This window comes from Massilia sp. TSP1-1-2, assembly GCF_049896185.1.
Lineage (GTDB): Bacteria > Pseudomonadota > Gammaproteobacteria > Burkholderiales > Burkholderiaceae_D > Telluria_A.
Genome location: NZ_JAFCTU010000002.1, coordinates 148,073 through 169,955, shown reverse-complemented (window position 1 = coordinate 169,955; position 21,883 = coordinate 148,073). Strand labels below are relative to the sequence as shown.

Here is a 21,883-nt window from a genome sequence, read left to right as displayed (position 1 = left end):
TGTCGTAATGGGGGAACTGACCCCATGTGCAACTAGCCGCCGCCGATGCCGCGCATTACGCGCCCGGTGCCCCCGCATTCGGGACACGGCGCTCCGCCGGCCTGCTTGCCGCTGCCGCTGCACTGGTCGCAAATGTCTTCGGCCGCGCCTGGGGTGCCGGGCGCTGCTTCGTCGCCGGGATTGAGGATGGGATCAGTTGGAATTGCCATGCTAGCCTCGCCGTTGGAGTGGAGTGAACACCTATTCTAGGCGCGCGCGGGGGCGGGTGACGTTCAATTCCAACTAGAAAGGATCGGGACTTATTGCCGCTTCGATAGGAAGCTGACATTGACATTATCATGGTTTGGCGGATACTTCTAGGGCAGCAATCCAGGGCAGCAATCCAGGGCAGCAATGCGGTGCGTGTGGACCGTTACAGTCACGAGCAAGGATCGGCAATGACTCTCAAGCATCAGCAAGACAGCGGCGGCGCTCCTCGCGAGCGCGCCGACTACACGCGCCAGGACATGCGCCGGCGCACCATCGTCAATCAGGCGATCTCCATGCAGGAAAGCAGCAATACCGTGTCCGCCATCGAATATCTGAAGGCAAACGATATCGAGGCGGTTGTGATTGCGCGCGTCTTGCTCGAACCGATGCAGCGCAGCGCTGAAAGTTATCATTGAGTAGCGCACGTGTTGCTAACGCAACAACGCTATCTGCAACGAAATTGTCACATGCGTCCCTGCGCCGCGTCGGATCGCACCGGCGTGCGGCAGTGCTGCGCATGCGCGCCGCCGCGCACACGGTGTTGTTAAAGCAGCATTGATTTGCGCGGGGTTGAGCCGCCTGCCCAGGCCTGGTTATGCACAAAAGGGTCTTGTAGGAAATGTCCTAATATTTTTTCGGCCGTTCAAGCTTGACTTTGCAAGTCATTGATTTTAAACGCATAAAATTTTGCCTTTTGAACGGGCATTTTGTTGAAACCCGCATCGTTGCAGGCTTGCGCGCTGTCAAGGGGCGGTTATCCACAAAGTTATCCACAGCGATTGTGGATATCTGAAAAAGCCCTTAAGAAACGGCTACTTAGCGTTGAAAAGCTAATCGACTGGCAAGTTTCCGCTTACCACCGCGGGGCACCCCCGGCGCACAAGCCAGTACGCATTCTTTATTATCCTTGCTTTTGACTACTGTGTAAATGTACAGTTGTATTCTTTCTTGCCCGATTGCCCGCCATGCCCACCGCTTCCGTCGACGCCGCCCCGCTCGATCCCTTCGCCAGCCTCAATGATGCGCAGCGCGCCGCTGTAGAGCACGACATCGGCGCCGCCGACGGTACCGCGCGGCCCTTGCTGGTGATCGCGGGCGCCGGCTCGGGCAAAACCAGTACGCTGGCGCACCGGGTGGCGCGCCTGATCCTGAGCGGCGCCGATCCCCAGCGCATCTTGCTGCTGACGTTTTCGCGTCGCGCCGCCACCGAAATGACCAATCGCGCCGGCAGCGTGCTGCAGCGCGTCTTCGCGCTCGGCGCCGGCCAGGCGCCCACGCGCTTGCCGTGGGCCGGCACCTTCCACAGCATTGGCGCGCGCCTGCTGCGCGACTATGCCGGGCGCATTGGCCTGGACGACGCGTTTACCATTCACGATCGCGGCGACTCGGAAGACTTGATGGGCATGGTGCGCCACGAGATCGGCCTGACCACAACCCAGAAGCGCTTCCCCCTGAAAGGCACATGCCTGTCGATCTATTCGCGCGCGGTCAACAGTCAGGAACCCCTGGCCCTGGTGTTGCAAAGTACTTTCCCGTGGTGTAGCGAATGGGAGCCAGAGCTGAAAAACCTGTTCGGCGCCTATGTCGACGCCAAGCAGGAGCAAAACGTGCTCGACTATGACGACCTGCTGCTGTTCTGGGCCGAGATGGCCGCCGATCCCGAGCTCGGTCCGGAGATCGGCGCCCTGTTCGACCATGTGCTGGTGGACGAATACCAGGACACCAACCGCTTGCAGGCGGCCATTTTGGTGGGCATGAAGCCGGGCGGGCAGGGGGTGATGGTGGTGGGCGACGACGCCCAGTCGATTTATTCCTTCCGCGGCGCCACGGTGCGTAACATACTCGACTTCCCCAAGCAGTTCGCGCAGCCGGCGCGCATCGTCACGCTCGAGCGCAACTACCGCTCCACGCAGCCAATCCTGGACGCGTCAAACGCGCTGATCGCCGCCGCCCTCGAGCGCCACGCCAAGACCTTGTGGACCGACAAGACCTCCACGGTGCGCCCGCAACTGGTGCTGATCCCCGACGAAGCCGAGCAGGCGCGCTGGGTCTGCAACCGGATCCTGGAACAACGCGAAGCGGGCATGGCGCTGACGCAGCAGGCGGTCTTGTTTCGCGCGGCCAGCCACAGCGCCGCACTGGAACTGGAACTGATGCGCCGTAACGTTCCCTTCGTCAAGTTCGGCGGCCTCAAGTTCCTGGAAGCATCGCACATCAAGGATGTGCTGGCGGTGTTGCGCTTTGCCCAGAATCCCAGCGGGCGCATGGCGGGTTTTCGCGTGGTGCAATTGATTCCCGGCATAGGTGCGGCGACGGCCACGCGCTTGCTCGATGCGGTCGGCGAGGCGCCCGAGCCGGTGCGCGCGGTCGAAGATTTTGCCGCGCCATCCAAAAGCAGCGGCGACTGGCTGCCTTTCGTGGCGCTCTACAAAGCGTTGCGCGCACCCGGACTGCGCTGGCCGGCCGACATCGAATTGGTCAAGAACTGGTATCTGCCGCACCTGGAGCGCTTGCATGACGACGCCACGGTGCGCTGCGCCGACGTGGAACAGTTGGCGCGCCTGGCGTCCGGCTATGGTTCGCGCGAAATTTTTTTGGCCGAAATTACGCTCGACCCACCCGAGGCGACCAGCGACCGCGCCGGAGTGCCGCACCTGGACGAAGACTATGTGATCCTGTCGACCATCCATTCGTCCAAGGGGCAGGAATGGAAGTCGGTGCACGTGCTCAATGTCGTCGATGGCTGCATTCCGTCAGACATGAGCACCGGCAATGCCGACGATATCGAAGAAGAACGGCGCCTGTTATATGTCGCCATGACGCGTGCCAAGGAACAATTGCATCTGGTGGTGCCGAACCGCTTTTTCATCAAGCAGCAGGCGCAGATGGGCGACCGCCACGTGTACGCGGCGCGCACCCGCTTCATCACGCCGCTGATGCTCAAGCACTACGAAGAGTGCGTGTGGGCGACGGCGGACACTGCCGTGGTCAAGAAGCCGGTGCCCGACAGCGTGCGCATGCTGGTGCGCGAACGCTCGCGCAGCACCTGGAAGTGAGCGCAGCGCATTAGTACCACACTAGTACCGGGCGCTGGTACCGCTCGCTAGTGCCGCTCACTCATCGCCGTCTCTAAGACCGCTCAATAATACCGCTCGATAATGCCGCTCACTGATGCCGCTCAAGCACCGAGCCGACCACCACATACTGGCGCGGTGTGCCGGCCTCGTCGCGAAACGCCAGTGCCGCACAGCGCAGCGTCAGCGCCGCGCCGTCGCGGTCGGTGGCGCCGACGTCGCCGGCCCAGCCCGATTCGCGCGCGAGGGCGTCGACAATCGCGCTGGCCATCGGTTCGGGGAAGGGCGCGGGATGCAACGCATGCAGGTCGCGCCCCAGCAGCTGGGCGCGTTCGAGGCCGGCCAGGCGGCAGGCAAACGCGTTCGCTTCCAGGATGCGGCCGTGGGCGTCGAGCGTGAGCACCAGCGCGTGCTGGTCCAGTAGCGTCTGCAGCCGGCGCGCCTTGGCCAGTTCGGCGCCCAGGGCGTCGCGTTCGGCTTGCGCCGCCTTGAGCGTGGCATAGGCGCGCAGCGACGCCACAACCGTGGTGAACAGCTTGCGCGTGGTCAGATCGGCCTTGCACCAGAAATCGTTGATGTCATAGTCGACAATGATGCTGTGTTCCAGCGCCTGTCCCGGCTGGCCGGTGCGCAGCACAATGCGTACCAGGTCGTTGCGCAGTTCTTCGCGCACGCGGCGCGCCAGGCGCAAGCCCGCGTCCGGGGTTTCCATAATCACGTCGAGCAGTATCAGGGCGATATCGGGCATGGCGCGCAGCACCGCCAGCGCCTCGGCGCCACTGTAGGCATGCAAAAAGCTCAGGCGCCGGCCCTGGAAGTTGGTGTTGCTTAGGGCAAACTTGGTGACCACGTGCACGTCCACGTCATCATCGACAATCAAAATGCGCCAGGGCGCCTCGTCCTGCGCTTCGGGCGCTTGAGGCCCGGCGGCGTCCCGGGCGTCGTCGTCGTGCAGGACCGGCAGGGCGCCGGCGGCGGCGGCGTCAGGAAGGATGGAAGGCATAGGCTCACACTATGACAGTGCGGCTTTTTTGTCAAAGAAAATACCGTGCATCCGGTGCGCCCGGTCGGTAGCCCGGTCGGTAGCCCGGTCGGTAGCCGCCAAAGTATTGCGGGGGACGCCACGCGCAGGCGCTCCCCCTGACTTCAGGAACTTTGTCGCCGCCGCGACGGTCTACTCTGATTCCCCGCCCGGTCGTTCTGCGCCTGGCGAGCATCGACGACCGACTCAACGCGCTCATGGCTGATATCGCGACCGGCAAAGGATTCTGGCGTGGGCTTCTCAAACCGCGCCACATGCTGCAAATCCTGGTGTGGCCCTGTTTTTGCGCTGTTCTCGCCGGCCTGCTGTGGGCCGGCATGTTCTCTCAGCTCGAGAACGACCGGCGCCGTCTGGAGCACACCTTGCTCGGCCAGACTGCCGCCCTGGCCCGCGCCGTCGCCAAGGGAATTTCGCTGTCGGTCAGCCACGTCGACGAACTGAGCGCAGCGCTACAGACACACTGGGAGCGCACCAGCCACCCCGGCGACGACGCGCTCTTTCACGACGCCGAATTTGCGCGCGCATGGCTCAGCTTTGTCGGCGTTGCCAATCGCAGTGGCCAGGTGGTCAGCAGCATGCAGGGCGCAGGGGCGCTGCCAAACCTGGCCGCCGACGAGTATTTTCGCTTCCACGCGCAGAACCGCTCGCGCGCGCTGCATGTCTGTACCCATTGCAGCGCCCAAGATCGCGGCGACGCCATCATCTTCAGTCGCCGGCTGGACGCGCCCGACGGCGCCTTCAATGGCGTGGTGATGCTCAACGTAAAGCCGTCCTACCTGACCAGTTTTTACGACCGGGCCAGTTTCGGCAACAGCGGCTACCTTGGCATTCGTGGCGTCCACGGCGAACTGTACGCGGCCAGCCTTGGCGGGCGCGAGGTGCACCAGCCACTGTTGCGCGTTGGCCCCACGCTGGCCGAACCGTCCGGGGCGCGCCTGGTTGACCATAGCGACCGGCCCCGTTCGGACCAGCCTCGGCTGGTGGCCTGGCAGCAGATTGGCAACTTTCCACTGTTCGTCGTGGTCGGCCTGTCTGTCGAAGAGTCTCTCGCCCCGTACCGCAGCGTGGCCGTCAATTACACGCGCGGCGCTCGGGCTGCCACTTGGTTTCTTGCCATATTCGCGCTGTGCGGGGCGCTGGCGTCGTTCACGCTGGTGCGCCGCAAGCATCAAGCCCAGGAAATTCGCGACGCGTACCGCTTGGCCACCGAAGGGGCCAACGAGGGCTTTTTCTTCCTGCGCGCCGTATACGGCCGGGATGGCACGATCGTCGATTTTCTCATCGAAGACTGCAACCGGACCGGCGCTGCGCTGGGCGGCGTCGCGCGCGAGCAACTGCTCGGCATGCGCCTGTCCGCCTTGCCCTCGGTCAGTGACTTCATGATCGCCGCCGAAATGCCTTCCCAGATCGCCACCGGGCGCCGGGCCATGCAGGAAGGCCTGGTGCAAGATGAATGGGCCGCTGCGCCATCGAGTTCTTTCCGGGGCATGTGGCTGCACCGCAAAATCATGCGCGTGGGCAGTGGGCTGGCGGTGACGCTGCGCGATATTTCGTCGGCCAAGGCGCATGAAAAAAACTTGCTTGCCATGGCCCACGAAGATGCACTGACCAAGCTGCCCAACCGTCACTGGCTGATGGCTTTCCTGCCGTTGGCGCTGGCGCGCGCCCGGCAGGAGCACCACCAGCTGGCCGTTTTTTTCATCGATATCGACAATTTCAAGCAAGTCAACGACATGCTGGGCCACGGCGTCGGCGACGCATTGCTGCATGTTGCCGCCATGCGCCTGAAGGCCGAGCTGCGGCCCGGCGATAGCTTGGCGCGCTTGGGGGGCGACGAATTTACCGTGGTCCTCGAGCAGATCGGCGACGCCGGCGACGCCCGGCTGGTGGCGCAGCGCATCGTCGAGGCGCTGCGCCGTCCGATCGAGATCGGCACTGGCACGGCCGTGGTCGGCAGTTCGATCGGCATTAGCCTGTATCCCGGCGACGGCGAGGACGTCGATACCTTGCTGCGGCACGCCGATATCGCCATGTACGCGGCCAAGGCCGCGGGCAAGGGGCGCTATTGCTTTTTTGAACACGAGCAATATCAGTCGATCCTGGAGCGCGTCGAAACCCAGAGCGCGCTCGAAACGGCGGTGCGCAACGACCAGTTCGTAATGTATTACCAGCCGCGTCTATCCAGCATCAGCGGCAAGATTTGCGGCATGGAAGCGCTGGTACGCTGGCAGCATCCAGTGCGCGGCTTGCTCCCACCCAAGGAATTCATCGCGCTGGCCGAGGCGAGCGGGCTGATCGTGACTCTGGGGAAATTGGTCATGGAAATGGTCTGCGCGCAGATCGAACAATGGGTGCAGATGAAGTTGCCGCTGGTGCCGGTGTCGTTCAATGTGTCCGCGTTTGAATTTAACAATGGCGACGTGCGCGGCCAGCTCGCGCTATGCATCGAGCGCCACCACATTCACCCGCAGGAAGTGGAAATTGAACTGACCGAGTCGACGCTGGTCGACGACAAAGGCGACGCCGTCAATGCGCTGGCGGCAATCCGCAAGATGGGCGTCAAATGCCTGGTGGACGACTTCGGCACCGGTTTTTCATCGCTGTCGCAACTGCAACGGCTCGATACCGACATTCTCAAGATCGACCAATCTTTCACGGCTCAGCTGGGCCGCACCAAGAAGGCGGAAACGTTTTTCCGCGCCATCGTCTCGATGGCCGACGCGCTCGACATGGGGGTGGTGGCCGAAGGCGTAGAAACCATCGAGCAGCTACACTTGCTGCAATTGTTGGGGTGCAAAGAAGTGCAGGGCTATTATATGTGCCCACCCGTGCCGGGGCCGGTCATGGCAGGCTTGCTGGCCAAGCGCTTCATGATGACGCGCGAAGGGGTGCTGCTGTAAATGCCGCGCGCATCGGCGGCGCCCGGCACTACACCAGGCTGGCCTGGCGCGCGGCCGTTCCGCCCAGGCGCGTGAATTCCTGGAGGAACGCGCGCTTGGCCTCGCCCGGGCTCATGGGAACGATGCGCTGCGGCAGCGCACCGATACCATCCAGGTAAGCCCAGCGTTCTACCGAATGGGGCATCAGGTCGCGCTTTTCGGTGGCCAGTGCGATCAGGTCGGCGCGCTTGATGGGGGCATAATCGGAAAAATCGACATCGAACGCGGCCGCGATGATGGCGCTGACCTGGTCTTCGATCGCGGCAAACGCGGGCAGCAGCACCTTGAGCGGCTTGACCATGTCGCCGAGATACGCTTCGGCCGCGTCATGCAGCAAGGCCGCCAGGCGCAGGTCGGTCGGCACCAGCGAGGCAACGACGAGGCTGTGCTGGGCGACGGAATAAAACTCGTGCGTTTGCCCGTTAAAACGACATTGGTACGCCAGGCCGTGGGCAATATCTTCAATGCACACATGATCGATGCGCGGCACCAGCGGATAAAAACGGTTACCCAAGTACGTGGAAACATAGGGCGTGGTGATCATTTCACTGGGGCAGGAGTCGGACATGGTGTACTCTTTCACTGTATAGGCATACAGTATAATTCAAAACCATCGATTCGCACGGGCGAGCGTATAAAATAGCGCATTTCGCCTCAAGATAGCGCCGTGAACGCATCCGACCATCCCAGTTGCCACATCCTTCCCGCCCGCGTCGGCCTGGCGCGCGGGACCGGACTTGTCGATGCTTGGCAGTTGGCAGCCTTGCTCGGGCAATTGCCCGCGTCCGTTCTGCTGGAAGTGGGCTGCGGCCAGTTTGGGCAGTTTACGGGCGCGCATATTCCCGGCGCCGCCTACCTGGACACCAGCGAACTGGAACACGCACCCCTGTTCAACCGGATCGACGACGCCGCCTTGCTCGCGCTGCTGCTGCGTTGCGGCATCGATTGCGGCACGACCGTCATTTTGTACGGCCGCAACACGCTGGCCGCCGCCCGCGCCGCGCACCTGATGCTGTACGCGGGCGTGGCCGACGTGCGCTTGCTCGACGGCGGCTTTGCCCACTGGTGCGCGGCCGGCATGCCCTGCGCCGGCGGATCCGGGCGCGCGTTCACCCCGGTGCACGCATTTGGCGCCGCCTTGCCCCTGTGCCCGCAATTCATGACCAGCCTGGACGACGCCCGCAGCAACAGCGGCGCCCTGGTCAGCGTGCGCACCCGGAGCGAATACTCGGGCGCCAGTTCCGGCTACAGCTACATCGCCGCCCGCGGCGACATCGCCGGCGCGCGCTGGGGCCGGGCAGGGCGCGAGGGCGACGTCAACAGCATGAGCGAATACCAGCACGGCGACGCGCGCATGCGGCCGGCCGCCGTCATCGAACGCATGTGGGATGGCGCCGGCATCGTTCGCGGCCAGCCCGCCATCTTTTATTGCGGCACCGGCTGGCGCGCCTCGCTCGCCTTCTTTTATGCCTGGCTGATGGGCTGGGAGCAGATCAGCGTGTACGACGGCGGCTGGTTCGAATGGAGTCTCGATCCCGCCAATCCGGTTATCGTGCGCATCAACGACGCCGTCGCGGCCTGACGTGCCACACTGAGGTGCTGCACTGAGGTGCTGCACCGGCTTGCCGCAGTTTGCGTTTGCGCCAGCGTCGGGGCAAAAAACTTGAACGGAACCGCGTTTTTGGGCCACAATCGGCGCATGGTCCACAGGAAGTGCAGAGGGTGACGGCTGTGAAAAAAACGCAATGCGCGATGGAATGCGACGTGCTGGTGGTCGGCGGGGGCATCAACGGCGCCGGCATCGCGCGCGACGCCGCCGGGCGCGGCCTGTCCGTCATCCTGTGTGAAAAGGACGACCTGGGCGCGCACACTTCGTCAGCCTCGAGCAAGCTGATTCACGGTGGCTTGCGCTATCTCGAACACTACGCATTCGCGCTGGTGCGCAAGGCGCTGATCGAACGCGAAGTACTGCTGCGCAGCGCGCCCCACATCATGTGGCCGCTGCGGTTCGTGATGCCGCATGACCGCGGCCAGCGTCCCGCATGGATGATCCGCGTCGGCCTGTACTTGTACGACAGCCTGGCGCGCCGCGAATTTTTGCCCGGTTCGCAGGCGCTGGCGCTGCGCTCGCACGTCGCCGGGCGTCCCCTCAAGCGCGCGTTTACGCGCGGCTTTGCCTATTCGGACGGCTGGGTCGACGACGCGCGCCTGGTGGTGCTGGCCGCGATCGACGCTCACGAGCGCGGCGCGCGCGTGCTGACCCGCACCCTGTGCGGCGACCTGCGGCGCGAGGGCGGTCACTGGCGCGCCACCCTCACGCAGGAAAGCGGCGCCACCATCGACGTGAGCGCGCGCTGCCTGGTCAACGCGGCGGGACCTTGGGCCGGGCAACTGGCCGGCGTGCCGCGCGCGCGCGCGCTGCGCCTGATCAAGGGCAGCCACATCGTGGTGCCGCGCCTGTTCGAACATCCCTACGCCTACATCTTTCAGCACCCGGACGGGCGCATCGTGTTTGCGATTCCCTATGAAGGCAAGTTTACGCTGATCGGCACCACCGATCTCGATTTCAAAGGTGACCTGGACCAGGTGGCCATCAGCGACGCGGAAGTGGCGTATTTATGCGAGCTGTCGAATCGCTATTTCGAGCGTCCCATCAGCCCCGCCGACGTGGTGTGGAGCTACGCCGGCGTACGCCCGATCGTGCAAGACGGCGAAAGCGAGGCCGCCGCGGCCACGCGCGACTTCCGGCTCGAACACAATACCGATGGCGCACCGCTGCTCACCGTCTTGGGTGGCAAGCTCACGACCTTTCGCAAGCTGGCCGAGGAGGCGGTGGACTGGATCGGCCCCGTGCTGGGCAACGCCAGCCCAGGCTGGACGGCCAAGGCGTGCCTGCCGGGGGGCGACCTGTTCGGCGAAAAACCTTCCAAGCGCGGCGTGCTCGAATTCGACCAGTGGTTAAGCGGCGTGCAGCGCACTTACCCGTGGCTGCCGGCGCCACTGGCGGCGCGCTACGGTCGCGCCTACGGCACGCGGGTGCAAACCATGCTGGCCGGCTGCACTACGCTGGCCGACCTTGGCCGGGAAATCGTGCCTGGCCTGTTTGCCGTGGAAGCGAACTACCTGATCAAATACGAGTGGGCGTGCTGCGCTGCCGACATCCTGTGGCGCCGTTCCAAGCTCGGGCTGCACCTGGATGGTGACAGCGCCGCTGCGCTGGACGCCTGGATCGCCGAGCGCTAGCGCTTTAAGGCCGTGCTGGCGCTCAGGGTCGCGCGCTGGCCACAATATGAAAGCGCAGCGCCATCGCGTCTTGCACCACCATGGCCCCGCCCATGACCGACATGGGCGTGATGCCAAAGTCGCTCTGCAGCAGGCGCAGCTCGCCGCTGGCGCTGACCGTGGTCTTGGACTGGGTCAGCGTGACCGGCACATCGACCGTGCGCGCCACGCCGTGCAGCGTGACGGTCAGGCGCAGCAGCTTGTCGTTGCCGCGCACGCGCTCGGCGTGCAGCAGCACCAGCGGATAACGCTGCGCTTCCAGAACACGCGTGAGCATGTTCGCCCGCGTGCCTTCGATCGCGTCAAGCGATGGCTGGGTGTCCAGGCCCGCCTCGGTGCGCAAGGCGCTTTCGTCCACCGTCATCTGGTCCAGCCGGAAGTGGAAGTCGGCGCGCCCGGCGTCGGGTGCCACGAAGCCGGCCACGCTGCGGCTGGCGACGACGTGGTCGTGGCCAAAGCGCGCCAGTGCGCCGCCGCGCCGGACGGTGACGGTGATGAGCGACTGCGCCGCGTCAATCTGGTAGATTTTTTTGCCGCTGCGCGCCGCCTGCTGATACCAGGCGGCGCCCGTTTCCACCGAGGCGAACGCCGGCGCCGGCGGCGCCTCGATGGCGCACGCGGCGAGCAGCAAGGGCAGCAAACAATACAATGCAGGGCGTAGAATCGGTTTCATCCGCGCCATTGTGGCACGGCGACAGAAATGGCGGCGCTGTCCTGCGCAAGCTTGGTCCCGCCCAGGATCTGGAATGCCATCCATAGCGCCACCATGCTGTACAACAGGCGCGGCAGCCACGTCATCATCTCGCGCTGGATCTGCGCCAGCGCTACGCTCTCGGCATCGGCATGGCGCTGCAGCATCGCGGCCAGCGTGCCGCTTTCCTCACCAAGGTGGACCATGGCATGCAGCTGCGCCTTGTCGACCAGGCGCAGGGCCGCCACGGCCGACGACAGGGGCGCGCCCGACTGCACGGCCGGCAGCAGTGCATGCAGGTCGCGGCGCACCAGCTGGTTGTCGACCGTGGCCACGGCCACCGGCAGCGCCTCGAACAGCGACAGTCCGGCCTGCAGCAGCAGCGCCAGGCTCTCGACAAAGTCGCGCGTATTGCGGCGCAGGTGGACTTTGCCGACTATGGGCAGTGCGAGCAGCAGGCGTTCGAGCGTGGCGCGCCCGACGCCCGGCTCGCCGCTGGCAAACCAGGCGCTGGTGCGCATGACAAGCATGCCGGCCGTGGCCAGCAAGACCAGCGGCAGCAGCGCCTTGGCCAAGTAAAGCGTCGGCTTGAGTGCACCGGAAAACAGTTGGGGCAGCGGCTGCACGAACAGCGCGATGGCCAGCACTGCGCCCGGCAGCATCAGGCGCGAGCGCAGCGCGCGCTGTTGGGCGGCAGCGCCGGCCAGGCTGCGCGCGAGGCGTTCGTAGGTGGTTTGCGCGGTGCCGGCGGCAAAGGCGGCGCGCAGCAAGCGTGTTTCAAATAGCGTAAACAAACCGCTGCGCGACCCGGCGCCCGGCACGTCCACGCCGCGCCCGCACAGGTCGCGAAACGCCTCGACCCGCCCGCGCAGGGTAGGCCCCAAATCGAGCAGCGCATGGGCGCGCTCGGCCGGCATACCCGCTTTTTCCATGGCCCCCAGGTGCTGGAACAGCAGGGCGCGAACGGGCAAGGAAAGCGGTGGAAAGCGTCTCATGACATCGATTGTGGCACAGGCCAGGCAAGCCGGCCAAAATCGGCTAAGATTGCATTTCGCTCCTGCACCCAACTGCAAAGGAATGCCATGATCGACCTGTATTCAGCGGCCACACCGAACGGCCACAAAATTTCGATTGCGCTGGAAGAATTGGCGCTGCCGTACCAGCTGCACACGCTCGACCTGCTCCAGGGTACCCAGAAGGAGCCCTGGTTCCTGGCGCTGAACCCGAACGGGCGCATTCCCGCCATCGTCGACCGCGCCGAGGACAATTTCGCGGTCTTCGAATCGGGCGCCATCCTGGTCTACCTGGCCGAAAAGACCGGCCGCCTGATGCCGCCCGACGCCAAGGGCCGCGCGCAGGTGCTGCAGTGGCTGATGTTCCAGATGGGTGGCGTGGGCCCGATGATGGGACAGGCCAACGTGTTCTATCGCTATTTTCCGGAAAAAATCCAGAGTGCCATCGACCGCTACCAGGGCGAGAGCCGGCGCCTGTTTGGCGTTCTTGACGCGCGCTTGCAAGAGCACGAATACCTGGCGGGCGACTATTCAATCGCCGACATCGCCAACTGGGCCTGGGTGCGCACCCATAAATGGTCGGGCGTCTCGCTTGACGGCTTGCCCAGCCTGCAGCGCTGGGTCGATGCGATCCGGGCCCGCCCGGCGGTGCAAAAAGGGATTTTGATGCCGGCATCTGAACGCGACCTCGAAAAAGCCGAAGGCGAGACCGCTAGGGAATTTTCCGAAAAGGCGCGCAGCATGCTTGAAACGGGCCAGTCGGCCAAACGATAACAATAACGATAACAGGAGAACCGCATGAAGCTTTACGTCAGCAACTACGCACCGAACCCGCGTCGAGTGGCGATGTTCATCGCCGAAAAAGGCATTACCGGCATCGAGAGCATTCACGTCGATCTGGCCGCCAATGAACACAAGAGCGACAGCTTTCGCGCCAAAAATCCGATGGCGCGCACGCCCGCGCTGGAGCTCGACGACGGGCGCGTACTGTCCGAGTCGCGCGCGATCTGCAGTTATCTGGAAGGGCTCTATCCGCAGCCTAACCTGATGGGCGAGAGCTTTGAAGAGCGCGCTTTTATCGAGATGGCCGACCGCCGGGCGGAGCTCAATCTGCTGCTCGGCATTGCCAACTGCGTGCGCCATACGCACCCGGCGCTGGCCCATCTGGAGCAGCCGCAGTTTGCCGACTTTGGCGTTTCGCAAGGCGACAAGATGCGCGAGAATGCGCGCTGGCTCGACGCGCAGCTGGCCACGCAGCCGTATATTGCGGGCGAACGCTTTACCGTGGCCGATATCACGGCGTTTTGCGCACTGGAGTTCGGGCGCGGACTCATGAAGTTCAAGCCGGGCGCCGAAGGCTTGCACCATTTGCAGGCGTGGCGCGACCGGATTGCCAAGCGGCCTTCCGCGTTGGTGAAGTAGGCCGTATTCCTGGCCGCGCATTGGTGGCCGCGCATTGGTGGCGCGCATTTGTGGCCGCTTAGTGGCCGCTTAGTGGCCGCTTAGTGGCGGCCTACTGTTGGAAACATCGCGTGCCGCCGGTCTCTCAATTGCTGGTGGGACCTTGCAGATTGTGGTGCGCCTGCAGCAGCGCGAGCATGCCGTCGGCCTGCAAGGGAGCGCTGAGTAGTTCGCCCTGGTACTGGTCGCAGCCGAGCGCGGTGAGTACGCTCAGCTGGTCTGCCCGGTGCACGCCCTTGGCCAGCACGCGCATGCCGAGCGCGCGGCCAAGGTGGGTGATCGCGGCCAGCATGTCGGCGCCGCCGTCAGCGCCGCTCTGGGCCACGAACGCGGCATCGATCTTGAGCAGGTCGAGCGAGAGGTTGCGCAAGGTGGCCAGCGAGGTGCCGGCGCTGCCGAAATTGTCGACGGCCAGGCGCACGCCGGCGTCCTTGAGCTCGCGCAGCACCGGTCCGACGTCGCCCGCGCCCACCAGCAAGGATTCGGGGATGGACAATTCCAGCCAGTCCGGGTCCAGCGCGCACGTGCGCAGATGGGCCAGCACGCGCGCCGCCAGCTCGGCGCACAAGGCCGGCGCGGCCAGTTCGACCGAGATCGACAGCCCGGCCAGATTCAGCCCGGCCGCATGCCATTGCCCGAACTTGGCGCAGGCAGCGCCAATGCTCCATTCGCAGACCTGGGCGAGCAATTCGCGCTCGGTGATAAAAGGCAGGAATACGCCTGCGGCGAGCAGGCCGTGCTGCGGGTGGCGCCAGTGCAGCAGCGCTTCCACGCCGCACAGGGCGCCGTCTGGCAGGCAGGCGCGCGGCTGGTAGTGCAGTTCGAGTTCGGCGCCGGCCAGCGCCAGCTGCAGTTCGCTGACCCAGCGCGCGCGCTCGATTTCGCGGGCGTTGAGCTCCTCGCGGAAAAACTCGATGCTGCCGCGCCGGTTCTGCTTGGCGTGGTACATCGCGGTGTCGGCGTTTTTCATCAGCTGCGCGGCATTGCCCGCGTCTTGCGGGTACAGGCCGATGCCGATGCTGGTCGAGGTGTGCACGCGGTGGCCGTTGATGTCGAACGGGTGGTGGTGGGCCTGTTCGATCTTGCGCGCCACGCGCGCCGCATTGGTGGCCGCGCCGGCGCCGGCCAGCAGCACCACGAATTCGTCGCCGCCCAGGCGCGCCACCACGTCCGAGACGCGCACCGCTGCCAGCAGGCGCGCGGCCACCTGGCGCAGCAGTTCGTCGCCCACTTCGTGGCCCAGCGTGTCGTTGATCGACTTGAACTTGTCCAGGTCCAGGAACAGCAGGGCAAACTCGCTCTTGCCGCGGTCGGCGGTGGCCACTGCATGCTCGAGCTGCTGGATCAGCGAGCGCCGGTTGACCAGGTTGGTGAGCGGATCGCGGATCGACAGCGCGTGGGCGCGTTCTTCGGCCGTCTTGCGCACGGCGACTTCCTGCTGCAGCTCGCCATTGATGCGTTCGAGGTCTTGCAAGCGCTGCACGCGCAGATCCTGGTTCAGGCGCGACAGTTCGTCGGTCTTGGCCTGCAGTTCCAGGTTGCGCTTGGTCAGTTCGACGAACACCGCCACCTTGGTCTGCAGCACCTGCGCAATCACCGGCGTAAACAGATAGTCGGCCGCGCCCTTGCGGTAGCCCTCGAGGCGGTGCATCTCGTCGGCATGATGGGCGGTGATGAAAATGATGGGCACCGCACTGGAGCGTTCGCGCGAATGGATCGCGTCGGCGGTCTCGAAGCCGTCCATGCCCGGCATGTTCACGTCGAGCAAGATGACGGCAAATTCATGCTTGAGGACCTGGCGCAGCGCTTCCTGCCCCGAGGTTGCCGTGATCAACGCGTACTGGCTGGCTTCGGCCGCAGCCAGCAGCACGCTCTCGAGCGCCATCAGGCTCGCGGCATCGTCATTGACCAGAAGGACTTTGGGAATATGCACGGCGGATGGGATCGCTGAAGTTGGGTTGCGGATCACAATGTTACATCACGATGGCAAGCACCGACGCGCATTCTAGCTTCCATGCGGTAATAAATAGTGCATTTTGGAAAAACTGCGTGCAAGATGGTTGGCGAAACAAGGATCTCCTCGCCCGAGGATATTGCCAATTAAGTTTCCTAACGCACGCTTGCCATGCATGTTGCGTTGCACTATTCCAACGTCGACGTCAATGAATGAGTGAGAGAACGACCAACATTTACTTGCTGTAAGATCAATAGGCGTCTTACTTGTTCAAGTGGCGTAGTTTTGGTCAATTGATAACGTGATTGTTAGTCATAATTTATTGAGTTATGGTGTAAATGCAATTACGATCTGGTCTCAGTACATCACTTATTTGTGAAAAGTGTAAAAAGGATGGGTGTATGGTTGAGCTAGGTCAGCTGACGACGCTGTTAAAGAGTAGTACCGAAGCGGCTTGGCAAGCGTCGTTATTTTCGCTCGCGCAAAGCCAGGGCTTCGACCAAGTGCTGTACGGCGCCGTGGCGTCGAAACATGCGAAGCTGGAAAATGCTTTTTTGCATAGCAATTATTCGAGCGCGTGGCGCGAACGCTATGACGCCGACAAGCTGGCCTATGTCGACCCGACCGTGGCGCACTGCCTGGCAAGTTCAGTGCCTATTGTGTGGGAGCCCGACACCTTTTGCACCCCGGCGCAGCGCAATCTCTATGAGGAAGCGTGCGGCCATGGCATCCGCTGCGGCATCACATTTCCCATTCATGGGCCAAGCGGAGAATTTGGGGTGGTCAGTTTTGCCACCGACGCCAAGCCGAACGCCGATTTCGACGACAACCTGATCAACCTGATGCCGGCGCTGTCGCTGATCCGCGACTATGCTTTCGAATCGTCGCTCAAGTTCATTCACGCCCAGAACAGCGCCGAGCCGGCGCCGCGCCTGACCAAGCGCGAGCTGGAGGTGCTCAACTGGGTCATGGTGGGTAAATCGTCGTGGGAAATTTCCAAGATCACCGTTTGCTCGGAGGCGACGGTGAACTTTCACATCGGGAACATCCGGCAAAAGTTCAACGTCAATACCCGCCAGCAAGCCCTGGTGAAGGCCATCAGCATGGGAATCCTTACCCCGGAAGATCACCATCGCTAAGGCGCCCCTTGACGTACAGCTTGACCAGGATCGCCACCGGCGGCGGGATGCCCAGCCCGGTCTCGAAACGGCTGCCGCTCGACTGGGTCACGCCAAAACGGCCCCAAAACTTTTCCTGGCTCTCGCGTTTGCTGATGCGAAATTTCTTGAGGTCCCCATGTAGGGTCGACGCCGTCGAGGCAGCCTGGCTGTCGTGCCCGCTGGCCGCTGCCGTGTTGACGCCGGCAATTGCCTGGTACGTGAAGTCATCGTCCTTTGCCATACATTTCCCCTCGAACAAAAATGCAGTATTCCACCCAGCGCCATTTGCAGCCACCTAGCAACACTGCTAGTTATGCTCGTATCCTTTTTGCATGATTCTTTATGCGGGCGGCATAACTCAACTGGGGAGCTTCACTATGGCACTGCACATACGAATTGCACCACGACGTGACTTTAAATCCCGCGATTTGTGGGAAATGCACACCTTGCGGGCCAAGGTGTTCAAAGACCGGCTCGGTTGGGAAGTGCCGGTCATGAGCGGCATGGAGATCGATGGCTACGACGCGCTGGAGCCGTGGTACATGATGATCCGCGAACCCGGCGGTGGAACGCTGCGCGGTTGCTGGCGCCTGTTGCCCACTTTGGGCCCGTACATGCTCAAGGATTCGTTTGCGCAGCTGCTGCACGGCCAGGGCGCGCCCGAGGACGAGCGCATCTGGGAGCTGAGCCGGTTCGCCATCGAAACCGGCGGCGACGCCCGCTTCGGCTTTTCCCAGATCACCATGGAATCGATCGGCGAAATCATCAGTTACGGCTACCACGCCGGCATCGACCAGTACGTGACCGTCACTACCACGGCCATCGAGCGCCTGCTGCGCCGCGCCGGGGTGGTCACGCGCCGCTTCGGGGCGCCGCTGCAAATTGGCGTTGAGCAGGCCGTCGCGCTGTATGTGGATGTGGGCGCCACCCACGCCGTCATGTTCGACACCCGCCTCGCGTCTTAGCGTCCGGTCTTGGCGTCCGGTTTTAGCGTTCGGTCTTTGCGTCCGGTTTAGCGTCGTTTCCTGGCGCCTTGCCGTGCACCTGCTGGTGCATTCGCCTGGCCGGGGCGCAGCCTGTCCGCGCTGGCCGCCAGCGCGCGCCATTGCGTCAGGGCGGTGCGCAGCTGGGCCTCGACCGGGCCGACGCCATTGGGCTCCTCGGCCAGCACCCGTTTCAGCTCGTGCAGCTCGTAGAGCATGCTGGCCGCGCCGGCCTGGGCGGCCCGAATGCCCCCCGCCATGCGTTCCAGCGCATTCAGGTAGCCGGACAGCGAGGGCATCAAGTTTTGCAGGTAGTGCGCTTCGCCACGGTTGGACGCCTGTTCTGCCTGCAGGTAGTCGAGCTGGCGCCGCACGCCTTCAAGGGCGCTGCGGTGCAAGGCGATTTCCTGGCGAATCTGCTCGGCGTGGGGGCCTTGCAGCCAGTAGGCGTCCTGGCGCATGGTGGCGTCGTCGAGCTTGCTTTGCAGCGTGCTGGCTTGCTGCGACAGCAGGAAGGTATGCACGTGGTCCGCTTGCAAGCGTTCGCTCAGCAGCAAAGTATCGGACTCGAGTTCGCGCGTGGCGCCGGCCATGTTCCCCAACTGCTCATCCAGATCGGCGGCCAGCATTTGCAGCGACGCGGCCGGCGCCCCCATGCGCCGCAGCAATGCCTGCACCACGCGCGTGGCCGCCTGGCCGCCGTCCACGCGCCGGTTGGCCAGCGCTTCCATGGTGAAAGGCCGGGCCAGGCTGGCGCCCACGTGCGTTAGCGCTTCGACCGCCTCGAGCAGGGCGGGGCGGGTGTGCCGGCTCCAGTTGCTCGCCAGTGTCTTGACGGTAGCCAGGTAGCGGGTGACGGCGGGGCGCGCCACCGCGCTCGTTTCCGGCAGGCGCACGATGGCGCGCGAGAGCAAGTCGACGTGGAACGCCAGCTCCACCATGATGCAGGCGCCGGCGCCGATGGCCCCGCACCAGAATGCGCCGTCCGGGCTCGGCTGGCCTTCGAACGGCAAGCCCCTCGGACGTGCGGCGCCCACCTGGCGCGGCTGCTGTGCTGTGCTGTTGCTCATGCCATTCTCCTGTCCGGTCGTGATATTTGCCAAGCGGCAGCTTGTGCAAATCGATAGTAGGTGACGATGCTTTTCGGCTCTTGATCGGGATCAAGCACCTACGCTAGAGCCCGAACGGCGCGGCGGCCGGGTTGTCTGACAGCTAACAATGGAGGAACTATGGCGACACCGAAGAGCAAATGGGACGTGGAACGCGCCGCCGCTTGGCTGCGCAGGCATGCATGGGGCGCTTGCGGCGAGGAACGCAGCCCGGCGCTGGGGGCGGCGGTGGTGGCCGCCGTGGTGCACAGCGCAGCGCAGCTGACGCCGCTGTTGGGCCAGAGCCAGGGCGGCCAGAGCGAGAGCCAGGAGCAAAGCCAGGCCCACGGCCCGAATCTGGACCCGAGTGGCGACCAGGCTCCGAGCCTAGCTCAGACCCAGGCCCAAACTGAGGCTCGGAACCAGGATCACGACGACGGCAGCGACCAGGATGGCGACGACGAGATCGACATCGCCGGCTGGCCGGCGCTGGTCGCCCCATTCTACGATTGAGGAGAAGCGCGATGAATCGCATGCAAGAGCGGTTGGAGGTCAGCGTGCCCGCGCCGCTGCGTGACATTTTTGCCGAGTGGGCCGAGACGTGCGACCCCGGCGCGCTGTGCCAGGGCGGCGCCGATCCGCACGCCAGCGCCCGGCTGTACCGCGCGCTGTCGCGCTCTTCCAGCCGCACGGTCCTGGCGCGCCAGGCGCTGGCCCGCATCTACGCCGACGCGCTGGTCAACATGGAGTTCGGGCAGTTCGCCGAGCTGCGGCGCGAGGGCGCGCAAGTGTTTCCCTGGATCGCCCAGGTCATTGCGTCCGATCCGGTGCTGCGTGCCCAGTTGGACTAGGGCAAACGGCCTAGCTCGGCCTGCAGGAACGCATAGGTCAGCGCCCACATGCGCGCCTGTTGGGCGTTGTCGGCCGCGCCGGCATGGCCGCCCTCCAGGTTTTCCCAGTACAGCACGTCGTGGCCCTGCTGCTGCATCAGCGCCACCATCTTGCGCGCGTGGGCGGGGTGCACGCGATCGTCGCGGGTGGACGTGGTAAACAGCACGCGCGGGTAGCGCTTGTCCGGCGCCACGTTATGGTAGGGCGAATAGCGGGCGATGTAGTCCCATTCCGCGTCCAGGTCCGGGTCGCCGTATTCGCCCATCCATGAGGCGCCCGCCAGCAGCCGGTGGTAGCGCCGCATGTCGAGCAGCGGCACCTGGCACACGACCGCTTGGAACAGTTCCGGGCGCTGGGTCATGACGGCGCCCACCAGCAAGCCGCCATTGCTGCCGCCCATGATGCCCAGGTGGCGCGCGCTGGTGACTTTGCGCGCGGCCAGGTCTTCGGCCACGGCGATGAAGTCGTCAAAGGCGTTTTGCCGGTGCTGCTTGAGCGCCCCCTGGTGCCAGCGCGGGCCGAATTCCCCGCCGCCGCGAATGTTGGCCAGCGCATACACGCCGCCTGCGCTCAGCCACGCCGCGCCGGTGACGGCGCTGTAACTGGGTTTCAGGGAAATTTCAAAGCCGCCTTAGCCGTACAGCAGGGTCGGATTGCTGCCGTCAAGCAGCGTGTCCTTGTCCATGACCAGAAAATACGGCACCGGTGTGCCGTCGCGCGAGGCGGCATGCTGCTGGCTGACCGTCAGGCGCGAGGCGTCGAACAGCGCCGGCAAGGCCTTGAGCAGCTCGCGTTCATCGGTGCCGGCGCGGCCCAGGTACAGGCTGGTCGGCGTCAGGAAGTCATTGACGCTGAGAAAATATTCATCCGAGCCATGCCGGTCGACGGGCGCCACGCCCAGGCTGCCCAGCGCCGGCGCGTCGACCACGCGCCGGCTCCAGGCGCCGTCAAGCTCGGTCAGTTCGACGATGCGGTTGGCCACGTTGTCCAGTTCGGTCAGCAGCAAGGCGCTGCGCGTCATCGCCACCGCGTCCAGCGAGCGCGCCGCGCTGGGTGCAAACAGCACGGCAAAGTCGCGCTCGCCGCGCAGGAAGCGCGCCAGCGCGATGGCAAGCAGCGCGCCTTGCGGATAGGTGCGGCCGACCGTCTCCCAATCAGCGCGCAGTTCGATCACCAACTGGTCGCGCACGGTAAAGGCGTTGGCGCTGTCGGGCTTGTCGATCTTGAGCAATGTGTCGCCCTGGCGCAGGAACAGTTCGCTTGCGTAAAAGCTCAGCTGGCGTTGCACGAACTGCATTTCGTGGCCGGGCGTGAAAACCTTGTAGGCCGACGCGCTCAGGTCGTCCTCGGCGGCTTCATAGACAATCCTGGCGTGTTCCAGCGGCGTGCCGCGCCGCCATTCGCGCACCATGCGCGGATAGCCGGAACTGGTCATGGAGCCGGGACCGGTGTCGGTGCCCACCAGCAGCGTGTCGCGGTCAATCCAGCCCACGTCGCTCTTGGCCTGCGGCAGCGCGAAGCCACCTTCGACGAATGCGCGGGCCGTGACGTCAAATTCGCGCACCACGGTGGCGTCGCCGCCGCCGCGCGAGAACGAGAGCAGGCAGTGGTCAGTCTTGGCCTCGGCATCGGACTCGGCCTCAGCCGGCAAGGGCAAAAAACGCGCGCCGGCCCAGACCCAGTTTTCGCCTTCATCGCGCGCCAGCGCATCCAGGTCGAGCACGGTTTCCCACGAGGGCGTGGCTAGCCGGTACTGGGCCAGGGTCGTGCGGCGCCAGATGCCGCGCACATGGTCCTCGTCACGCCAGAAATTGTAAAAATACGCAGCATGCTTGGCCACATGAGCAATCCGTTCGCGCGCATTGAGAATGGCCGCCAGGCGCGCTTGCAGGGGTGCGTACGCCGGCGCGCCTTCCAGCTCGGCCAGCGTGACGGCATTGCGTTCGCGTACCCAGGCCAGGGCGGCGTCCCCATCGACCTCTTCCAGCCAGGCGTGCGGATCATGCGGTAATGACATCAGGTGCTCCCAAAACAGGCGCGGCCAGCGCGGCCGGAA

At 64.4% G+C, this 21,883-nt stretch carries 21 protein-coding genes; 11 read left to right on the top strand and 10 right to left on the bottom strand.

Annotated features, from left to right (window positions below):
* Nucleotides 1-32 precede the first annotated feature (32 nt).
* Nucleotides 33-209, bottom strand: coding sequence for a hypothetical protein (locus ACP7BV_RS02690; RefSeq protein ID WP_426101238.1), 177 nt, complete (start codon nucleotides 207-209; stop codon nucleotides 33-35).
* A 228-nt stretch (nucleotides 210-437) separates the two neighbouring features.
* Between ACP7BV_RS02690 and ACP7BV_RS02685 the strand changes: the two genes are divergently transcribed.
* Both ACP7BV_RS02685 and ACP7BV_RS02680 read left to right on the top strand, forming a co-directional pair.
* Complete coding sequence (locus ACP7BV_RS02685; RefSeq protein ID WP_426101236.1) at nucleotides 438-665, top strand: hypothetical protein; 228 nt, start codon at nucleotides 438-440, stop codon at nucleotides 663-665.
* Between the two features lie 549 nt (nucleotides 666-1,214).
* Entirely contained in the window at nucleotides 1,215-3,305 is a 2,091-nt protein-coding gene (locus ACP7BV_RS02680) for an ATP-dependent helicase (protein ID WP_426101234.1), read from the top strand.
* A gap of 109 nt (nucleotides 3,306-3,414) precedes the next feature.
* Here ACP7BV_RS02680 and ACP7BV_RS02675 read toward each other — a convergent pair whose 3' ends face one another.
* A complete protein-coding gene (locus tag ACP7BV_RS02675) occupies nucleotides 3,415-4,326 on the bottom strand; it encodes a PAS domain-containing protein (protein WP_426101232.1) in 912 nt (303 codons plus the stop codon).
* Nucleotides 4,327-4,562: 236 nt separating this feature from the next.
* Here ACP7BV_RS02675 and ACP7BV_RS02670 point away from each other — a divergent pair, with 236 nt between their 5' ends.
* Nucleotides 4,563-7,265, top strand: a complete 2,703-nt coding sequence (locus ACP7BV_RS02670) for a bifunctional diguanylate cyclase/phosphodiesterase (RefSeq protein ID WP_426101229.1) — start codon at nucleotides 4,563-4,565, stop codon at nucleotides 7,263-7,265.
* A 28-nt stretch (nucleotides 7,266-7,293) separates the two neighbouring features.
* On the opposite strand, the gene ACP7BV_RS02665 is transcribed toward ACP7BV_RS02670, so the two are convergent.
* Nucleotides 7,294-7,872 carry a phosphohydrolase gene (locus tag ACP7BV_RS02665; RefSeq protein ID WP_426101227.1) on the bottom strand — a complete coding sequence of 193 codons (579 nt, stop codon included), beginning with the start codon at nucleotides 7,870-7,872 and terminating at the stop codon, nucleotides 7,294-7,296.
* A 99-nt stretch (nucleotides 7,873-7,971) separates the two neighbouring features.
* Here ACP7BV_RS02665 and ACP7BV_RS02660 point away from each other — a divergent pair, with 99 nt between their 5' ends.
* Nucleotides 7,972-8,886, top strand: a complete 915-nt coding sequence (locus ACP7BV_RS02660; RefSeq protein ID WP_426101225.1) for a sulfurtransferase — start codon at nucleotides 7,972-7,974, stop codon at nucleotides 8,884-8,886.
* Nucleotides 8,887-9,056: 170 nt separating this feature from the next.
* Nucleotides 9,057-10,547, top strand: coding sequence for a glycerol-3-phosphate dehydrogenase (gene glpD / locus ACP7BV_RS02655; protein WP_426101404.1), 1,491 nt, complete (start codon nucleotides 9,057-9,059; stop codon nucleotides 10,545-10,547).
* A gap of 22 nt (nucleotides 10,548-10,569) precedes the next feature.
* Here the strand turns inward: glpD and ACP7BV_RS02650 are convergent, their stop codons facing one another.
* Nucleotides 10,570-11,259: a YceI family protein gene (locus tag ACP7BV_RS02650; protein ID WP_426101223.1), complete on the bottom strand. Its 690-nt coding sequence runs from the start codon at nucleotides 11,257-11,259 to the stop codon at nucleotides 10,570-10,572.
* Nucleotides 11,256-12,272 carry a type II secretion system F family protein gene (locus tag ACP7BV_RS02645; protein WP_426101221.1) on the bottom strand — a complete coding sequence of 339 codons (1,017 nt, stop codon included), beginning with the start codon at nucleotides 12,270-12,272 and terminating at the stop codon, nucleotides 11,256-11,258. Before ACP7BV_RS02645 ends, ACP7BV_RS02650 begins: the two co-directional genes overlap by 4 nt.
* Before the next feature lie 87 nt (nucleotides 12,273-12,359).
* Between ACP7BV_RS02645 and ACP7BV_RS02640 the strand changes: the two genes are divergently transcribed.
* Together ACP7BV_RS02640 and ACP7BV_RS02635 are read left to right on the top strand one after the other, a co-directional pair.
* Nucleotides 12,360-13,064 carry a glutathione S-transferase family protein gene (locus ACP7BV_RS02640; protein ID WP_426101219.1) on the top strand — a complete coding sequence of 235 codons (705 nt, stop codon included), beginning with the start codon at nucleotides 12,360-12,362 and terminating at the stop codon, nucleotides 13,062-13,064.
* Between the two features lie 24 nt (nucleotides 13,065-13,088).
* A complete protein-coding gene (locus ACP7BV_RS02635; RefSeq protein ID WP_426101217.1) occupies nucleotides 13,089-13,712 on the top strand; it encodes a glutathione S-transferase family protein in 624 nt (207 codons plus the stop codon).
* A gap of 124 nt (nucleotides 13,713-13,836) precedes the next feature.
* Here the strand turns inward: ACP7BV_RS02635 and ACP7BV_RS02630 are convergent, their stop codons facing one another.
* The gene (locus ACP7BV_RS02630) at nucleotides 13,837-15,684 is read right to left on the bottom strand and encodes a putative bifunctional diguanylate cyclase/phosphodiesterase (protein ID WP_426101215.1); all 1,848 of its coding nucleotides are present in this window, start codon (nucleotides 15,682-15,684) and stop codon (nucleotides 13,837-13,839) included.
* Between the two features lie 422 nt (nucleotides 15,685-16,106).
* Between ACP7BV_RS02630 and ACP7BV_RS02625 the strand changes: the two genes are divergently transcribed.
* The gene (locus tag ACP7BV_RS02625; protein ID WP_426101214.1) at nucleotides 16,107-16,844 is read left to right on the top strand and encodes an autoinducer binding domain-containing protein; all 738 of its coding nucleotides are present in this window, start codon (nucleotides 16,107-16,109) and stop codon (nucleotides 16,842-16,844) included.
* Here ACP7BV_RS02625 and ACP7BV_RS02620 read toward each other — a convergent pair.
* Entirely contained in the window at nucleotides 16,819-17,106 is a 288-nt protein-coding gene (locus tag ACP7BV_RS02620; RefSeq protein ID WP_426101212.1) for a helix-turn-helix domain-containing protein, read from the bottom strand. The genes ACP7BV_RS02625 and ACP7BV_RS02620 overlap by 26 nt on opposite strands.
* Before the next feature lie 136 nt (nucleotides 17,107-17,242).
* On the opposite strand from ACP7BV_RS02620, the gene ACP7BV_RS02615 reads away from it, so the two are divergent.
* On the top strand, nucleotides 17,243-17,830 hold the full coding sequence (locus ACP7BV_RS02615) for an acyl-homoserine-lactone synthase (RefSeq protein ID WP_426101210.1): 588 nt from the start codon (nucleotides 17,243-17,245) through the stop codon (nucleotides 17,828-17,830).
* A 47-nt stretch (nucleotides 17,831-17,877) separates the two neighbouring features.
* On the opposite strand, the gene ACP7BV_RS02610 is transcribed toward ACP7BV_RS02615, so the two are convergent.
* Nucleotides 17,878-18,918: a hypothetical protein gene (locus ACP7BV_RS02610; protein ID WP_426101208.1), complete on the bottom strand. Its 1,041-nt coding sequence runs from the start codon at nucleotides 18,916-18,918 to the stop codon at nucleotides 17,878-17,880.
* Between the two features lie 159 nt (nucleotides 18,919-19,077).
* Here ACP7BV_RS02610 and ACP7BV_RS02605 point away from each other — a divergent pair, with 159 nt between their 5' ends.
* Nucleotides 19,078-19,449: a hypothetical protein gene (locus tag ACP7BV_RS02605; protein WP_426101206.1), complete on the top strand. Its 372-nt coding sequence runs from the start codon at nucleotides 19,078-19,080 to the stop codon at nucleotides 19,447-19,449.
* 11 nt (nucleotides 19,450-19,460) lie between these two features.
* On the top strand, nucleotides 19,461-19,787 hold the full coding sequence (locus ACP7BV_RS02600) for a hypothetical protein (protein ID WP_426101204.1): 327 nt from the start codon (nucleotides 19,461-19,463) through the stop codon (nucleotides 19,785-19,787).
* Here ACP7BV_RS02600 and ACP7BV_RS02595 read toward each other — a convergent pair.
* Both ACP7BV_RS02595 and ACP7BV_RS02590 read right to left on the bottom strand, forming a co-directional pair.
* Nucleotides 19,784-20,401, bottom strand: a complete 618-nt coding sequence (locus ACP7BV_RS02595) for a prolyl oligopeptidase family serine peptidase (RefSeq protein ID WP_426101402.1) — start codon at nucleotides 20,399-20,401, stop codon at nucleotides 19,784-19,786. The genes ACP7BV_RS02600 and ACP7BV_RS02595 overlap by 4 nt on opposite strands.
* Nucleotides 20,402-20,458: 57 nt before the next feature.
* Nucleotides 20,459-21,844 carry a hypothetical protein gene (locus ACP7BV_RS02590; RefSeq protein WP_426101202.1) on the bottom strand — a complete coding sequence of 462 codons (1,386 nt, stop codon included), beginning with the start codon at nucleotides 21,842-21,844 and terminating at the stop codon, nucleotides 20,459-20,461.
* Nucleotides 21,845-21,883 lie beyond the last annotated feature (39 nt).

Bases quoted from the DNA above. Each gene is read 5' to 3' on its own strand.
- ACP7BV_RS02675 (WP_426101232.1), bottom strand. From the start codon at position 4,326: ATGCCTTCCATCCTTCCTGACGCCGCCGCCGCCGGCGCCCTGCCGGTC.
- ACP7BV_RS02645 (WP_426101221.1), bottom strand. From the start codon at position 12,272: ATGAGACGCTTTCCACCGCTTTCCTTGCCCGTTCGCGCCCTGCTGTTC.
- ACP7BV_RS02605 (WP_426101206.1), top strand. From the start codon at position 19,078: ATGGCGACACCGAAGAGCAAATGGGACGTGGAACGCGCCGCCGCTTGG.
- ACP7BV_RS02690 (WP_426101238.1), bottom strand. From the start codon at position 209: ATGGCAATTCCAACTGATCCCATCCTCAATCCCGGCGACGAAGCAGCG.
- ACP7BV_RS02640 (WP_426101219.1), top strand. From the start codon at position 12,360: ATGATCGACCTGTATTCAGCGGCCACACCGAACGGCCACAAAATTTCG.
- ACP7BV_RS02680 (WP_426101234.1), top strand. From the start codon at position 1,215: ATGCCCACCGCTTCCGTCGACGCCGCCCCGCTCGATCCCTTCGCCAGC.
- ACP7BV_RS02600 (WP_426101204.1), top strand. From the start codon at position 19,461: ATGAATCGCATGCAAGAGCGGTTGGAGGTCAGCGTGCCCGCGCCGCTG.
- ACP7BV_RS02615 (WP_426101210.1), top strand. From the start codon at position 17,243: ATGGCACTGCACATACGAATTGCACCACGACGTGACTTTAAATCCCGC.
- ACP7BV_RS02665 (WP_426101227.1), bottom strand. From the start codon at position 7,872: ATGTCCGACTCCTGCCCCAGTGAAATGATCACCACGCCCTATGTTTCC.
- ACP7BV_RS02610 (WP_426101208.1), bottom strand. From the start codon at position 18,918: ATGAGCAACAGCACAGCACAGCAGCCGCGCCAGGTGGGCGCCGCACGT.
- ACP7BV_RS02635 (WP_426101217.1), top strand. From the start codon at position 13,089: ATGAAGCTTTACGTCAGCAACTACGCACCGAACCCGCGTCGAGTGGCG.
- ACP7BV_RS02620 (WP_426101212.1), bottom strand. From the start codon at position 17,106: ATGGCAAAGGACGATGACTTCACGTACCAGGCAATTGCCGGCGTCAAC.
- glpD (WP_426101404.1), top strand. From the start codon at position 9,057: ATGGAATGCGACGTGCTGGTGGTCGGCGGGGGCATCAACGGCGCCGGC.
- ACP7BV_RS02685 (WP_426101236.1), top strand. From the start codon at position 438: ATGACTCTCAAGCATCAGCAAGACAGCGGCGGCGCTCCTCGCGAGCGC.
- ACP7BV_RS02670 (WP_426101229.1), top strand. From the start codon at position 4,563: ATGGCTGATATCGCGACCGGCAAAGGATTCTGGCGTGGGCTTCTCAAA.
- ACP7BV_RS02650 (WP_426101223.1), bottom strand. From the start codon at position 11,259: ATGAAACCGATTCTACGCCCTGCATTGTATTGTTTGCTGCCCTTGCTG.
- ACP7BV_RS02590 (WP_426101202.1), bottom strand. From the start codon at position 21,844: ATGTCATTACCGCATGATCCGCACGCCTGGCTGGAAGAGGTCGATGGG.
- ACP7BV_RS02625 (WP_426101214.1), top strand. From the start codon at position 16,107: ATGGTTGAGCTAGGTCAGCTGACGACGCTGTTAAAGAGTAGTACCGAA.